14 protein-coding genes are annotated in these 14391 nt (G+C 64.0%); 11 read left to right on the forward strand and 3 right to left on the reverse strand.

Annotated elements, in window-relative coordinates; all coding sequences use genetic code 11:
- Positions 1-35: 35 nt before the first annotated feature.
- Positions 36-1214, reverse strand: coding sequence for a hypothetical protein (locus DIC75_RS04795; RefSeq protein ID WP_250986855.1), 1179 nt, complete (start codon positions 1212-1214; stop codon positions 36-38).
- 131 nt (positions 1215-1345) lie between these two features.
- Between DIC75_RS04795 and endA the strand changes: the two genes are divergently transcribed.
- Genes endA through pheT form a run of 4 tightly spaced genes read left to right on the forward strand, consistent with a single transcriptional unit; the run spans position 1346 to position 6713 of the window.
- Positions 1346-2356, forward strand: a complete 1011-nt coding sequence (gene endA / locus DIC75_RS04800; RefSeq protein ID WP_250986856.1) for a tRNA-intron lyase — start codon at positions 1346-1348, stop codon at positions 2354-2356.
- A 10-nt stretch (positions 2357-2366) separates the two neighbouring features.
- Positions 2367-3623 carry a tryptophan--tRNA ligase gene (locus DIC75_RS04805; protein WP_250986857.1) on the forward strand — a complete coding sequence of 419 codons (1257 nt, stop codon included), beginning with the start codon at positions 2367-2369 and terminating at the stop codon, positions 3621-3623.
- 2 nt (positions 3624-3625) lie between these two features.
- Positions 3626-5071 carry a phenylalanine--tRNA ligase subunit alpha gene (gene pheS / locus DIC75_RS04810; protein WP_250986967.1) on the forward strand — a complete coding sequence of 482 codons (1446 nt, stop codon included), beginning with the start codon at positions 3626-3628 and terminating at the stop codon, positions 5069-5071.
- 1 nt (position 5072) lies between these two features.
- A complete protein-coding gene (pheT, locus tag DIC75_RS04815; RefSeq protein ID WP_250986858.1) occupies positions 5073-6713 on the forward strand; it encodes a phenylalanine--tRNA ligase subunit beta in 1641 nt (546 codons plus the stop codon).
- Here the strand turns inward: pheT and hisF are convergent.
- Entirely contained in the window at positions 6670-7476 is an 807-nt protein-coding gene (hisF, locus tag DIC75_RS04820) for an imidazole glycerol phosphate synthase subunit HisF (RefSeq protein ID WP_250986859.1), read from the reverse strand. The two genes, pheT and hisF, sit on opposite strands and share 44 nt — an antisense overlap.
- A 616-nt stretch (positions 7477-8092) precedes the next feature.
- Between hisF and DIC75_RS04825 the strand changes: the two genes are divergently transcribed.
- From DIC75_RS04825 to DIC75_RS04855, 7 genes are all read left to right on the forward strand, one after another.
- Positions 8093-9319: an adenosylhomocysteinase gene (locus DIC75_RS04825; protein WP_250986860.1), complete on the forward strand. Its 1227-nt coding sequence runs from the start codon at positions 8093-8095 to the stop codon at positions 9317-9319.
- Positions 9320-9370: 51 nt separating this feature from the next.
- Positions 9371-9709, forward strand: coding sequence for a hypothetical protein (locus DIC75_RS04830; RefSeq protein ID WP_250986861.1), 339 nt, complete (start codon positions 9371-9373; stop codon positions 9707-9709).
- Between the two features lie 274 nt (positions 9710-9983).
- Positions 9984-10259: a hypothetical protein gene (locus DIC75_RS04835; protein ID WP_250986862.1), complete on the forward strand. Its 276-nt coding sequence runs from the start codon at positions 9984-9986 to the stop codon at positions 10257-10259.
- A 363-nt stretch (positions 10260-10622) separates the two neighbouring features.
- Positions 10623-11444 carry a molybdate ABC transporter substrate-binding protein gene (gene modA / locus DIC75_RS04840; RefSeq protein ID WP_250986863.1) on the forward strand — a complete coding sequence of 274 codons (822 nt, stop codon included), beginning with the start codon at positions 10623-10625 and terminating at the stop codon, positions 11442-11444.
- On the forward strand, positions 11419-12261 hold the full coding sequence (locus DIC75_RS04845; RefSeq protein WP_250986864.1) for an ABC transporter permease: 843 nt from the start codon (positions 11419-11421) through the stop codon (positions 12259-12261). The genes modA and DIC75_RS04845 overlap by 26 nt, the downstream gene beginning before the upstream one ends.
- Positions 12261-13049 carry an ABC transporter ATP-binding protein gene (locus tag DIC75_RS04850; RefSeq protein WP_250986865.1) on the forward strand — a complete coding sequence of 263 codons (789 nt, stop codon included), beginning with the start codon at positions 12261-12263 and terminating at the stop codon, positions 13047-13049. Before DIC75_RS04845 ends, DIC75_RS04850 begins: the two co-directional genes overlap by 1 nt.
- Positions 13050-13057: 8 nt before the next feature.
- Positions 13058-13513, forward strand: coding sequence for a hypothetical protein (locus DIC75_RS04855; protein WP_250986866.1), 456 nt, complete (start codon positions 13058-13060; stop codon positions 13511-13513).
- A 3-nt stretch (positions 13514-13516) separates the two neighbouring features.
- On the opposite strand, the gene DIC75_RS04860 is transcribed toward DIC75_RS04855, so the two are convergent.
- Positions 13517-14374: a DNA-3-methyladenine glycosylase family protein gene (locus tag DIC75_RS04860; protein WP_250986867.1), complete on the reverse strand. Its 858-nt coding sequence runs from the start codon at positions 14372-14374 to the stop codon at positions 13517-13519.
- Positions 14375-14391 lie beyond the last annotated feature (17 nt).

A 14391-nucleotide genomic window follows, 5' to 3' on the forward strand; every position in this document is an offset into this window, starting at 1 on the left:
TCAGAGCGAAAATGGAGTGAAGGAAAGATTGAGGGTTACCCTCGCCGTTTCCTTCCCGCGAGCAGGAGGAGGAGTGCAGCCCCGGCACCGATCGCACCGAATCCCGGTGCTGCCTGTGTGGGGTTTGCCGTCTCCTCAAGGTTGGCCAGCCATGCGGCGCTGGTATTGGGTGAGAGGAACCGGATGCCCGCAAGGATGTAGCCGCCGGGAGCGCTCTCGGCCGCGTAGACCGCGGCGGCAGGGAACGTCGTGCTCCACTTAATCGTCCCGTCCGCGTCGGTCCCGAGGGCGAAGCCCTCCCCCTTCCCGAGATCCGTGCCTGCGATCAGGTACCCTCCGGCAGGTTGCAGGGCGACGGCGTATCCGGTCATGCCCTCCATATTCTTGAGCCAGACCTCATCTCCTTCTGCATCGACGAGGCCGTACCAGTAGTTGCCCGAGTAGACGAACCCGCCGTCTCCGGTCTCCTCGACATCGAAGATGACCGGGACCTGGTAGTTCTTATGCCAGAGCGTGTTCCCATCGACGTCGAGGCGGATGAGGAAGGCGTCCCCTCTGTCGTAGGTGAAGGGCGACTTCGTGCCCCCGATGATGTATCCTCCGTCGGCGGTTGCAGTTCCTGCGTTCGCGGCGGTGCCGGGGAACGTCCGGTTCCAGACGGGCGTGCCGTTGCCGTCGGTCTTCACGATGACCGCCGTCGTTTCGTCCGTCGATCCGGGCGGGTTCCAGAGCCACCCGATGGCGACATATCCGGCGTCAGCGGTCTCTGCGACGGACGAGACCTTCATCCCCGGCAGGGCCTGCCGCCACTCCTCCTCTCCGGCGGTGTCGGTTCGGATCAGGAACGAGGTGCCCTGGTAGGTGAGATTCTGCTCCGGCCCGGCCGTAGAGACGTTGTAGGCACCGGCGATGCAGCCTCCGTCGGAGGTCTCGGCAACGGAAGCCGGTGCTATGCCGGTGAATCTCTGTGTCCATACCTCGTTCCCCTGGCCGTCGGTCTTCAGGAGCAGCAGGTCCTCCCTGCCCCCGTAGACCTCCGTAAGGGTGGAACCGAGAGTTATGTATCCGCCGTCCGCGGTCGGTGCAACGGCATCGAACTTGCTGTTATTCTCCGGTGAGAACGTCGCGTTCCAGGCGACCGCCGGAGCCGTCTCGCTTGCAGAGGCGATTCCCGCCGGCAGCACCACCGCGATGAGCAGTGCCGCCAGGATCATTCCCGGTTGCCAGAAGCCTCGGTAACTTTTCGTCATGGAATCGATCACTGGTGCGGTGCGGCACGCAAAAAGCGTAGTGGTTCGCCCCTGGCAATCCATTAATGAACGTGAACCCCCTATAGCTCTAGCACGTGTTGGCGGTATTCGACGGAACCTGGGTGCGCCTCGGAAGCGAAGGACGCACGCTCTACGAGCAGGGCGGTTACGGGAGGCTGGAGGGAACCGGCCTTCGCCTCTCTCCCGAAGAGGCGCTCTACCTCATGGAGCGGAACAAGATCGACGTGAAGGACTTCGGCTTTGACACCCTGCTCGGTCTCTTTGCCGGTCAGCCGAACTTTGTCCGCAGGTATCTCGTCTACCGCGACATCCGCGAGCGGGGATACGTGGTCCAGCCCGGCCCGCAGGACTTCCGCGTCTTCCGCCGCGGCCACAAGCCCGGGGTCGGAAAGTCCCAGTACCTGATCCGGGTCCTCTCCGAGCGGGACCTCGTCGACTTCGACCGGCTGAGCCAGGACGTGCTCGCCGCGGTCAACATGCGCAAACAGTACCTCCTCGCGGTCGTGGACGACGAGGACGAGCTGACCTACTACGAGGTGCGGGTGCAGGACCTTCCCGGGGTAGGGGGGCCGGCAGGGTGCGCAACGCCGGTAGAGGCCTCTCTCTTCGGCACCTATGCGCTCGCCCACCTGCCGCCGGGAACCCCGCTTGAGGAGGACTGGTATGGCAAACGTCTCGATCCCGAGCGCCTGCTCCTCCGCCCGGTCGAATCGATCTTTCTCATGCGCAGGGAGTGCCTTTCGATCACGCGGGACGGCGAACCGATGACCGCAGAGCAGTTCCTCGATGCAGCGGCACAGAAGGATATCGAGATCCGGGAGAAAGAGCGTGTCTTCTCCGACCTCCGGGAGAAGGGTTACATCCCCCGGACCGGGTACAAGTTCGGCCACCACTTCCGCGTCTACTCCGGGAAGAAGAGCCACTCCGAGATGCTCGTCCACGCAGTTCCGTCCGGGACCTCCACGCCGATGAGCGGCGTCTCCCGCTCGGTCCGGCTTGCTCACAGCGTCAAAAAGAAGATGTTGTTTGCCTGCATATACAATACCGATATCAGATACGTCGAATTCGCCCGAATAAAACTGTGAGTGTCAGTCCATGCATTCCGAAGTGAACCCGTGGTCGAATAACCAGACCGTCGATGTGGATCGACTCTTTGCCGAGTTCGGCATCGAGCCGATCGGTGAGGTCGCACGAAGGCTTCCCGAGGTACCGCCGTTTATGCGCAGAGGTATCGTCGTCGGACACCGGGACTACCACCTGGTCGTCGATGCCATCCGGAACAAAACCCCGTTTCACGTGCTGACCGGGTTCATGCCTTCAGGCCTCCCGCACCTCGGGCACCTGATGGTCATGAAGGAGGTGGTCTGGCACGTCCGGCAGGGTGGAAACGGTTATGTCGCCATCGCCGACCGGGAGGCGCACGCTGTCCGCGGCATCTCGTGGGAGAAGTGCCGCGAGTACGGGAAGGAGTACCTCAAGGCCCTGTATGCCCTCGGCTTTCAGGGCACGACCTACTACCAGAGCAAAAACGACCGCTTGAAGGATCTCGCGTTCGAGGCATCCACGAAGGTGAACTTCTCGGATCTGTCGGCGATCTACGGGTTCGGACCCGAGACCTCGCTCTCCCACGCCATGAGCGTCATCACCCAGGTGGCCGATATCCTCTTCCCGCAGCTCGACGCCGGCCCGGCCCCGACGATCGTCCCGGTCGGTCTCGACCAGGACCCGCACCTCCGGCTCACCCGGGACGTGGCCTACAAACTCAGGATGTTCACGGTCGAGGACCGCGGCGATCACGTCAGTATCCGGTCGAAGAACGCTCCCGAGGCAGCTCTCGAGGCCGTGCACCATGCATTCCCCGGCTCGAAGAAGTACGCGGGCCACGTGGACGTCAGGGGCCTTCCGCTGGACCGGGTCGAGGACGCCGTCCGCAAGATCGAGATCGCCCACGGGGGGTTCGGGTTCTACCGCCCCTCGTCGACCTACCACATCTTCATGCCCGGGCTCCAGGGCGGAAAGATGTCGAGCAGCGTGCCTGAGAGTTCGTTCGGGTTCTACGAGTCCGACAAGTCGGTCAGGAAGAAGGTCATGGCGGCGCTGACCGGCGGGCGGATGACGCTCGAGGAGCAAAAGCGTCTCGGCGGCGAGCCGGACGCCTGTTCGGTCTACCTCTTGAACCTCTTCCACATGCTCGAGGATGAGGTGGAACTTGCCGACCTCCGGCGGCGGTGCGAGAGCGGCGAACTCACCTGCGGGCAGTGCAAGAAAGAGACGCTGGAGCGCGTGCAGGCGTTCCTCGCGGACCTGCGGGACAGGATGGATGCGGTCGAACACCTTGCAGAGGAGGTATGACGGTGGAACTGACGCTGAACGAGAAGAAACTCCTGGTTGTTCTGGGATCGGTAGGGTCGGCCGACGCGGCCGCCCTTGCGGAGAAGATGGATGCCCGCCCGGAAGCGGTGGTGCAGTATGCGAACCTCGCCGGCGAGCGGGGGCTTGTGGACGTGGCAAAGCACGTCTCCCGGCGGTATACCCCGACGGAAGAAGGGCGGGCCTACATGGGGAAGGGCCTTCCCGAGCGGCAGTTGCTCGAGAGTTTTGAGGAGACGATCCCGATGCAGGACCTTCAATCCCACCCGCTCGCGAAGATCGCCGTCGGCTGGATGCGGAAGAAAGGCTGGATCGCCATCCGGGACGGGATCGTGCAGAAGACCGGCAACGCCGCTTTCGGACCCGACGAAGCCGCGTTTGCCCGGCTCGGCGAGAGCGATGCGGTCGAGGACGGTGAAGGAGTCCCCGACCTCGCGAGACGCGGGCTCGTGCAGGAGGAAGAGAACGTCGCCTACACCGTCTCGATCACGCCCCGCGGCCGCGAACTTCTCGCCGAAGGGCTCGACCTGCAGGAGGAGGTAGGCACGCTCACCCGCGAGCAGATCCTCTCCGGTGCATGGAAGGACCTCCCTCTCCGGCGCTACGACGTCACGAAGCTCCCGAAGCGCGCCTATCCGGGGAAGGTCCACCCCTACCAGCGCCTCATCGACGAGATGCGCCGCATCCTCCTCGACATGGGGTTTACGGAGATGGCAGGCGGGATCGTGCAGAGTTCGTTCTGGAACTTCGACGCCCTCTTCCAGCCGCAGGATCACCCGGCGCGGGAGATGCAGGACACCTTCTTCCTCGGAGAGCGCTGGCCGCTCCCGGCAGGATACGAACGCGTCCGCGACATGCACGAGCATGGCGGCGAGACCTCTTCCACCGGATGGGGAGGCGCCTGGAGCGCCGCAAAGGCGGAGCAGTGCGTGCTCCGGACCCACACGACGAGCCTCTCCATCCAGCACCTGGCACAGCACCCCAAACCACCGGTGAAGGCGTTCTGCATCGGCAGGGTCTACCGGCGGGAGGCGATCGACCCCACCCACCTCGCGGAGTTCGAGCAGCTCGAAGGCATCGTCATGGACGAAGGCGTCAACTTCCGCCACCTCCTCGGGTTCTTAAAAGAATTCTACGGGAAAATGGGCTTTGAGAAGGTCCGGTTCCGTCCCGGCTACTTCCCCTACACGGAGCCCTCCGTGGAGCCGGAGGTCTACGTCGATGGGCTCGGCTGGGTTGAACTCGGCGGAGCGGGCATCTTCCGGCAGGAGGTGACCGCGCCGTTCGGCATCGAGCATCCGGTGCTCGCGTGGGGCCTCGGGATCAGCCGGGTGGCGATGCTCCGGCTCGGCCTCCGGGATCTCCGGCAGCTCTACCGGAGCGACGTCGAATGGATCCGGGAGACGCCCACCTACGGCGGGAGGCGGTGAGATGGCGATAATCACGTTACCCTACCGGTACCTGGAGCGGCTGACCGGGACCGACCGGCAGACGATCATCGACCGCATTCCGATGATCGGGGCCGACATCGAACGGATCGAGGAAGACCACGTGGACGTCGAGTTATTCCCGGACCGGCCGGACCTTTACTCGCCTGAGGGCGTCGCGCGGGCGATGCGCGGGTTCCTCGGGATGGAGGAGGGCCTCCCGGCCTACACCGTCCGCCCCTCCGGGATCACCTTCTCGGTCGACCCGGGCCTCGCCGATATCCGGCCGTTCCTCGGCTCGGCGGTGATCCGGAACGTCAATCTCGACGAGGAGGGGATCGAGAGCCTGATGGCCCTCCAGGAGGCCCTCCACTGGGCGGTCGGGCGCGGACGGGGCAAGGTGGCGATCGGCGTCCACGATCTCGACGCGGTGACGCCGCCGTTCCGCTACATCGCCTCGCCCCGCGACCGGTCATTCGTCCCGCTGGACTTCGAGCGGGAGATGACCATGGAGGAGATCCTCGTCGACCACCCGAAGGGCCAGGACTACGCCCGCCTGGTTGAGGATTTCCCCCGGTTCCCGCTGATCGTCGATGCCGATGACCGGGTGCTCTCCTTCCCGCCCATCATCAACGGGGAGCTGACGAGGGTCACGACGGCTACGAAGAGCATCCTGCTCGACTGCACCGGCACCGACAGGAGAGCGGTGATGACGGCGACAAACATCATCTGTACGGCGCTCGCCGAGGCCGGCGCGACGATTGAGACGGTGGAGGTCGAGGGAGAGGAGATGCCGACGCTTGCCCCCGCGGAGCGGGTTGTCTCGGTCGCGGAGTGTGCCTCCCTCCTCGGCCTCCCCCTGACGGCAGAGGAGATGACACGGCTCCTTCGCCGGATGCGGTTCGGGGCCGAGCCCGACGGCGAATCCCGGGTCCGGGTTCTCGTCCCCTGCTACCGTGCGGACATCCTCCACGACTGGGACGTCTTTGAGGACGTGGCGATCGCCTACGGCTTCGAGAACTTTGATTCCGCCCTCCCGGCAACCTCCACGGTCGCAGAGGAGCATCCGATCACCGCCGTCGCGGGGGCGGTCCGGTCGGTGATGACCGGCCTCGGGTACCTCGAGGTGATCCCGTTCACCCTCACTAACGAGCGGGTGCTGTATGCGAACATGCAGCGGGACCCCTCTCCCGGGACCCTGCGGCTCCTCCACCCGATCAGCGAGGAGCAGACGGTGGTGCGAACCGACCTCCTCCCCCTGCTGATGGAGATGCTTCTATCGAACAAACACCGCGAGCTCCCGCAGCGGCTCTTTGCGGTGGGCGACGTGGTGGAGGCCTGCGTCACCTTCCAGAAGGTCGCGGCAGTCAGCATCCACCCGGCGGCCGACTTCTCGGAGGCATACGCGGCGGCGGACGTCCTCTGCCGGGAGCTCTCGCTCGCCTACACGGTCGCCGAGTCGGCCGACCCGGCGTTCCTCGACGGTCGCCGTGCCGATATCATCGTCGATGGGAAAATAGTCGGAGTATTTGGAGAGATCCACCCGGCCGTCCTGACCGCGTTCGACCTCGAGCATTCGGTCGCGGCGTTCGCGCTCGACCTTACAGCCGTACCGGGATACCCCGTCCCGCCAGGTACTCCTTGACCTGGCGAACGGTGAACTCACCATAGTGGAAGACGCTTGCCGCGAGGCAGGCGTCGGCCTTCCCTTCTGTAAACCCGTCGTAGAAGTGCTCGAGCGTGCCCACGCCGCCGCTCGCGACCACCGGGATGCCGACCCCCTCAGAGATCGCCCTGGTGACGGGGATATCGAACCCCTCTTTCGTCCCGTCGGTCTCCATGCTGGTGAGCAGGATCTCGCCCGCCCCGCGTTCCTCGGCCTCTCCTGCCCAGGCAATCGCGTCAAGCCCCGTCGGTCTGCTCCCGCCGTGGGTCACGACCTCATACCAGCACTCCCGGCCGTCGGCGAGGGCGACGGGGGTCTTTTCCGGTGTCATCTCGTAGTTCCGCCGGACATCGACAGCGACGACGATGCACTGGGTGCCGAACCTTTCTGCGCCCCGCGAGATCAGGTCCGGATTCTGGACGGCGCTTGAGTTGATGCTCACTTTGTCCGCACCCGCCCTGAGGATCAGTTTCATGTCGTCGATCGTCCGGATACCGCCGCCGACGGTGAGCGGGAGGAAGAGCTGGTCGGCAGCACGCTGCACGACGTCGATGATGGTGCCCCGGTTCTCCCTGGTGGCGGTGATATCGAGGAAGACCACCTCGTCCGCACCCTGCTCGTTGTAGCGCTGGGCGAGCTCGACCGGGTCGCCCGCGTCGCGCAGGCCGACGAAGTGCGTGCCCTTGACTACCCGCCCGTCCTTGAGGTCCAGGCAGGGGATGATCCGCTTGGTCAGAACCATGAGTAGTGGTTTTGAAGGCGGAGGTGATGAGGGTTTGGTATGTGCGACTGACCGAAGGGCGCGAGCATCGCGAGCGGCAGGAGTTCGAGCACTTGAGGTGCGGGTTGGAGACAGGGGAGGGGGGATGCTCCCCCCTCGAAACTCTTCGAGTTTCTCATGCTCGCTACGCTCGCACTCCCCGTCAGCCCCTCCCCCGCGTGGCGATATCCGGTGGAAAACCGTGTCCAGCTAGTGCGATTGCAGTAAGCGTGAGTATCATCAGGTGCAAGAAAGGCTATCGGAAGGTAAGGAGTTTGGAAAATGCTGAAAGTCCAGCTTTATTGAAAACCTCTACATTCTTCAGGAGGAATATCAGGGCAACTCTGTTTTACTCACGTAACCCAATCAACTGATATTTCCCTGATATCGTCACGCACTGCCCCCGCCCCTCAGGGGCGGGGAACGACTGCTGGAACAGCAGGAGTTTGAGCGCCGAAGGTGCGGAGGAGGCCGGAGGCCGGGTGGGGTGGGGATGAACACGGTGACCCGCTCCCCTCATATTTAAGTATTCACGAAAGACATCTTTACAGGCAAACCGGAGGAGTATCCGGGCGGGATAACCGGTCTGGTGGTTTTTATGGAGTCAGGAGATCTCAAAATTGCGTGGGCGCGGCAGTACATGCCGGTACTCTCGTCCATTCGGAAGCGTTTTGTCGAGGAGAAGCCGTTCTCCGGCATGACCGTCGGCATGGCCCTGCACGTCGAGGCGAAGACTGCGGTGCTGGTCGAGACCCTGGCGGCAGGCGGCGCCGAGGTGCACATCACGGGGTGCAACCCCCTCTCGACCCAGGACGACGTATCGATGGCGCTCAACACCCGTGATGGAATTCACTCCTATGCCCGCCGGGGGGCCGGCGTCGAGGAGTACTACGCGGCCATCGACCGGGTGCTCGACGCCCGGCCTGCGATCACCATCGACGACGGCATGGACTTGATCTTCCGCATCCACACCGAGCGGCGGGAGGTGCTGGACTCGGTCATCGGCGGGTGCGAGGAGACCACGACCGGCATCCACAGGCTCCGCGCGATGGCGCGGGACGGGGCGCTCAGGTTCCCGGTCGTCGCCGTCAATGATACCCCGATGAAGCACTTCTTCGACAACGTCCACGGCACCGGGGAGAGTTCGCTTGCGTCGATCATGATCACGACAAACGTCCTCATCGCCGGAAAAAGGTTCGTTGTTGCCGGCTACGGTTACTGCGGCCGGGGACTTGCACAGAAGGCCCGGAGCCTCGGCGCCCGCGTCATCGTGACCGAGATCGACCCGAGAAGGGCGTTACAGGCACACATGGACGGGTTCGACGTCATGACGATGGGCGAGGCGGCCCCCCTCGGCGACATCTTCGTCACCACCACCGGCAATGCGAGCATCATCACGGAGCGGCACTTCCTGAACCTGAAGGACGGGGCCATCCTTGCGAACGCCGGCCACTTCAACGTGGAGATCGATGTCGAATGGCTCGAATCGCACGCGGACTCCGTCGTCCGCCGGGACGGCATCGATACCTACCTGCTCGACAGGAAGGCCGTCCACGTCCTCGCCGAAGGAAGGCTCGTGAACCTCGCGACGCCGAAGGGCATGGGCCACCCCGTCGAGGTGATGGACCTGAGTTTTGCCGTCCAGGCGCTCTCGGCCGAGTTCATCGCGAAGCACGGCCGTGAACTTGCTCCCGGCGTGCATGACGTTCCGTCCGCCATCGACGAGGCTGTTGCGCGGCTGAAACTCGCCTCGCTCGGCCTCTCGATCGACCGGCTGACGCCCGAGCAGGAGACCTATATGAGCAGCTGGACGATCGGGACGTAAAGGACCCCCTCTTTTTTTCTCCGCAACACAAACCCCTGCGCAGGACCCGGGATGGGAAGAAACGGAGAGGCCGGGACCGATACGCCGTCAGGTCTGACGGGCGTCTCCATCACGATTCAATTGCACTATGAACCCGTGACCGCATTCGCAGCAGCGGTACTGCGCATACATGCCGCACCCGGGAGCATCGACGTACCCCAGGAGTTCCCCCGGGGAGCCGCACCGGGGGCATACCGGCCCCCGGTCGTCGAACCAGCGGCCGCATTTGAGACATTGATGGACGGTATGGATCCGCGGGTTGGCGGAAATGATCTCCTTGATGCGGTCCCTGCACCCGCAGAATGGGCAGGGAGCAGGTGCGTCCTCTCCGGTATCACCGGCGTCTCCTGATAGGTGCGTTGTCTTCCGGGTCCCGTCTAACACGTGCACTCATCAGCCCCCCTGTTTCCGGCGGGTTTGTCCCTCTCCGGGAAGGTGTTATCCCATCCCTTTCGTGTCTCCGGTATGCTTTCCGGCTGGCGCGGGTCAACCACTCTGCTCTGTCTCATGCACCCCTATGGGCGCTCCGACTGTTTAATGATACCTATTGATACCTATGGGTATCTAATCAGAAAAATAAAAACGGTATAATATAATTGTCCTGCCGGGATACCTGAATAGGAAGATGGAGTCTCCCGATAATGTTTCAAGCAAGCAGGTGGGTGTGCGGCTCCCGGGCCACCTCTACCGGTGGCTGAAGGGGAAGGTCGACAGCGGCGAGTACTCGAATATGGCCCAGTCCGTCATCGGGGAACTGACGAAGGCAAGGACGCTCGAAGAGATGCGGCGCCGGGAGACTTCGCAGTACGATGTTGGGGAAGAACCGCTTGCCCGGATGGTGAACGAGCGTATCGAGGGAGTCCGTCGCGAGCTCCTGGACGAAGTGAAGCGGCGGCGTTGACCCGGACTCCTCACCGTTCAACCTGCGTGCAATCGTCATAGGCCGGGGCAGAAATATCTACGTCGATCTGTCATTCCGTGTAAGGACTATCCCGGCGGCCTTTCCCGGGCATGGCCTGCCCTCAGGCCAGGGTAGAGACCTGATCTCACCCAGGATCGATCGGCGCAAAGAGCCTTCTCAAACTCCTCTTTTCGTTCGTTCCGGCAGCCGGCAGCCTGCCTGCGGACCGGGCCGCTCATCCGGCCGGTAACACCACATATTTTTATACTCGCCGGGACTGTAAACTAAATATCCTTTATTTGGGCTCTAAATAAGCTAAATTAAATATACCGAGCAGCAATCCCTTATGAGTAAGGTGTCATCATGAAAGCATCAACCCCGGCAACCTTTGTTGCCGTAAGTATTCTGATCGTTGCCGGTCTCCTGGTCGCGGGATGCACGACCGCCCAGCAGGCACCCGAGCAGACAACCCTGACTGTCTTTACGGCCGCGTCGCTCACGGGAGCCTTCACGGATATCGGCAAAGCCTATGAAGCACAGAACGCGGACGTCAAAGTCGACCTGGTCTTCGACGGTTCGCAGGCCCTCCGCACCCAGATCGAGCAGGGGGCGAGCCCCGATATCTTCGTCTCCGCGAGCACAAAGCACATGCAGGCCCTCCAGGACGGCGGGTTCATGGATAACGACACCGTGGCGGTGTTCCTCGGGAACAGCATGGCCCTGATCGTCCCGGTCGATAACCCGGCCGGGATCACCGGTCTTGCCGACCTGGCGAAACCGGGCACAAAGATCGTCATCGGCACCAAAGACGTTCCCTTCGGGGCCTACACCCGGCAGGTGCTCGACAAACTGGCTGCCGATCCCGCGTACGGCGAGGCATACCGGGAGGCGGTGATGAAGAACGTCATCTCCGAGGAGACGGCGGTGAGCTCCGTGGTGCCCAAACTGGCGCTCGGGGAGGCTGACGCGGCGTTCGTCTACAAGTCGGACGTCTCCAAAGACGACCTGGACAAAGTGACGCGGATCGAGGTTCCGGCGGAGTACAACGTCATGGCCACCTACCCGCTCGGTATCCTTGCGGAGTCGTCGCAGAAGGCCGAGGCAGAGTCGTTCATAGCATTCGTCCGGGGCCCGGACGGCAGTGCCATCCTGACGGAATATGGATTTGATCCGATCCCTGCCTGAGCGTGAGGCGTCACTCTCCGGCATCCGGACGCGATCCCCGAGGGTGGTACTCACCCTCCTCATCGCCGTCCTCGTCGCCCTCTTCCTCCTCTTCGTCACGCTGCCGGTCGCCTCGCTCTTCCTGCGCATATCACCGGAGGCGTTCCTCCGCTCGCTCGCCGAACCGGTGGTGCTCGACGCTCTCTCCCTCTCGCTCGTCACCGCGACGGTGAGCACGGCGATCGTGGTCATCTTCGGGACGCCGCTCGCCCTGGTGAATGCCCGGCACGACTACCCGGGGAGGGCGCTTGTCGATACCCTCACCGACCTCCCCATCGTCCTGCCGCCGGCGGTGGCGGGCATTGCGCTCCTGATGGCTTTCGGCCGCCGGGGCGTGGTCGGGCAGTACCTCGACGTGTTCGGCATCTCCATCGCCTTCACCACGGTCGCGGTGATCTTCGCACAGGTCTTCGTGGCCTCGCCGTTCTACATCCGGCAGGCGAGGGCGAGTTTCGAGGCGGTCGACCGCATCTACGAGGATGCGGCGCGGACGCTCGGGGCATCTCCCATGACCGTCGCCCTCCGGGTCACCATCCCGCTTGCGTGCGGCGGGCTCATCTCCGGGGCGATACTCTCGTTCGCCCGGGCGCTCGGGGAGTTCGGCGCCACGATCATGTTTGCCGGGAACTTCCAGGGCCGGACGCAGACGATGCCGCTTGCCATCTATACGACCATGCAGGGCGATCTATCCGCCGCGATCAGCCTCGCGATCATCCTCGTCGTGATATCGTTTGCGGTGATTGCCGCGGTGAAGATCATCACCCGGCGGAGTCTCTGATGCTCTCCGTCCACGCCGTCCGGCAGCTCCGCGATTTCGTCCTCGACGTCACGCTCTCGGTCGGGCAGGGGGAGACCCTCGTCCTTGTCGGTGAGAACGGGGCGGGCAAGTCCACCGTAATGAACCTGATCTCCGGCATCCTCACCCCCGACCGCGGCGAGATCGCGCTCGGGGAGAGGACGCTCTTTTCGAGCGAGGAGCGGATCGACGTCCCTGCCGAAAGCCGGAAGATCGGCCATCTCTTCCAGTCCTATGCCCTCTTCCCGCACATGAGCGTCTTCGAGAACGTGGCGTTCGGCCTCCAATGCCGGAAGGTCCCGCGGCCGGAGATAGCCGACGCCGTGGGGGAGCAGCTCGCGGCGATGCACCTCGTCGACCTCGCGGACGTCAACGTCGGCAGGCTCTCGGGCGGGCAGCGGCAGCGAGTGGCCCTCGCCCGGGCGCTGGTGCTCGACCCGGACCTCCTCCTCCTCGACGAACCGCTCGCCGCCGTCGATATGCGGGCTCAAAGAGCGATGCGAAGCGAGCTCCGCGACCGGATCCGGAACGCCGGCATCCCCTGCATCGTCGTCACCCACAACCTCCGCGACGCCCTTGAACTCGGGGACCGCCTCTGCCTCATCGAGGAGGGGAGGGTGGCGGTCGAGGGTGCGCCGGAGGAGGTGCTTGCGATGCGGGATAACGGGTTTATCGCGAGTTTTGCCGGGCCGGGGTTTCCGAGCGACTTTATACCCCGGGCGCCCATTACAGGTCATAGCCAGGGGGTGCCGGACTCCCGGCCCCTCTGATAACGACCATGAAGAAGCAAGGATACGTGCTATTCCTGGCACTGCTCGCGGTTGCCGCACTTTTACCGGGATCGGCCGCAGGCGGGGAGATCCCCCTCGATTGCTCGTTCAACGAGTCGCACTCAGAGATATACGAGCGGATGCTGGAGCAGAACGCATCCCTCGGCGAGTACTATGAGCAGGTCTGCCCCGAATTCCTGGAGAGCATGCCCCCGGAGTTGCGGGCGCACGTCTACAACACGACGATGCTCCGGCACCAGCCTCCCGGTGCCGACGGGGAGTTTGTGCCGCCCCTGAAGATGGGCAAAGTCGCTATCGCCACCGCATCACCCGTGATCTCTGTGTGCGGAGTACCTATCCTGATTGTGGGTATCGTCATCCTCGGCCTCGTCGGGCTCGGCATCCTCGCCCTGCTCGCGGCGGCCTGTCTCGTCCGGGAGCGGTTCCGCAGCGGAAAGGAGTGAGCATTACTGCGGGCGACGTGCCGGGCCCCGTGCGCAGTAGAGGTACTCCTGCGCGTACCCGGCATACTCCCCGAAGTAGTCCCGGGCAAACCGCCGGATTCGCTCGTACTCCGCCGGAGTGCAACTCCTCCCGGCAAGGTCGGGGAGATACGTCTCCCCCACGATCCGGTGTATCCAGACATCGACCGGGAACGCTTCAAAAAACCCGAACGCAAAGAGCAGCACGCAGTCCGCCGCCTTCGGCCCGACACCCTTGAACTGCATCAGCACCTCCCGTGCCTCCTCGAACGGGAGGGCGGCCACCCGCTCCGCCCAGTCCGGGTGCCCTGTTGCATATGCGGCTGCCTGGCAGACGTAATCCGTCCGGTAGCCGAGTTTACAATCCCATAGATCCGCGTGGGGGACTGCGCCGAGCGCCTCCGGCTCCGGGAACGCATACGCCCTGCCGAAGGGTCCGTCTATCGGTCTCCCGTAGCGCTCCGCCATCAGCGCGACCCTCCGCTTCACCGCCGGGATATTCGTGTTCGTGGCGCAGAGGTATGAAGCCAGGCACTCCCACGGCGTTTGTCGCACGAGCCGGAGACCGCGGCACTCCCGGATCGCGGCGCCTATAGCCGGGTCGCGGTCGATCGACGAGAGAATTTTTGGGAGATCCTGGTCGAGCCGGAAGTAGTCGCGGACGAACCCCGCATCCGCCCCGGCAAACGTGAGCCGGTTTTCGTCCTGCCGTATCCGGACGGCCCGGCCGTCGGCGACGCCCTGCCACCACCCCTCCGCCTTCTCCCAGCGGAAGGCCTGCCCGCAGGCGAGCGTCAGGTCGAGGTCGAACGGCTGATCCGGTCCAAGCGTGATCGTCGTCATGGCCGGCGGCACCGCCG

Origin of the sequence: Methanoculleus oceani (assembly GCF_023702065.1) — an archaeon.
Classification (GTDB): Archaea; Halobacteriota; Methanomicrobia; order Methanomicrobiales; family Methanoculleaceae; genus Methanoculleus; species Methanoculleus oceani.

Coding starts and splice junctions, on each gene's coding strand:
- hisF (WP_250986859.1), bottom strand. CDS start 7,476: ATGGTTCTGACCAAGCGGATCATCCCCTGCCTGGACCTCAAGGACGGG.
- DIC75_RS04795 (WP_250986855.1), bottom strand. CDS start 1,214: ATGATCCTGGCGGCACTGCTCATCGCGGTGGTGCTGCCGGCGGGAATC.
- DIC75_RS04825 (WP_250986860.1), top strand. CDS start 8,093: ATGGAGTCAGGAGATCTCAAAATTGCGTGGGCGCGGCAGTACATGCCG.
- pheT (WP_250986858.1), top strand. CDS start 5,073: ATGGCGATAATCACGTTACCCTACCGGTACCTGGAGCGGCTGACCGGG.
- DIC75_RS04830 (WP_250986861.1), top strand. CDS start 9,371: ATGGGAAGAAACGGAGAGGCCGGGACCGATACGCCGTCAGGTCTGACG.
- DIC75_RS04855 (WP_250986866.1), top strand. CDS start 13,058: ATGAAGAAGCAAGGATACGTGCTATTCCTGGCACTGCTCGCGGTTGCC.
- modA (WP_250986863.1), top strand. CDS start 10,623: ATGAAAGCATCAACCCCGGCAACCTTTGTTGCCGTAAGTATTCTGATC.
- DIC75_RS04845 (WP_250986864.1), top strand. CDS start 11,419: ATGGATTTGATCCGATCCCTGCCTGAGCGTGAGGCGTCACTCTCCGGC.
- DIC75_RS04835 (WP_250986862.1), top strand. CDS start 9,984: ATGGAGTCTCCCGATAATGTTTCAAGCAAGCAGGTGGGTGTGCGGCTC.
- DIC75_RS04805 (WP_250986857.1), top strand. CDS start 2,367: ATGCATTCCGAAGTGAACCCGTGGTCGAATAACCAGACCGTCGATGTG.
- DIC75_RS04860 (WP_250986867.1), bottom strand. CDS start 14,374: ATGACGACGATCACGCTTGGACCGGATCAGCCGTTCGACCTCGACCTG.
- DIC75_RS04850 (WP_250986865.1), top strand. CDS start 12,261: ATGCTCTCCGTCCACGCCGTCCGGCAGCTCCGCGATTTCGTCCTCGAC.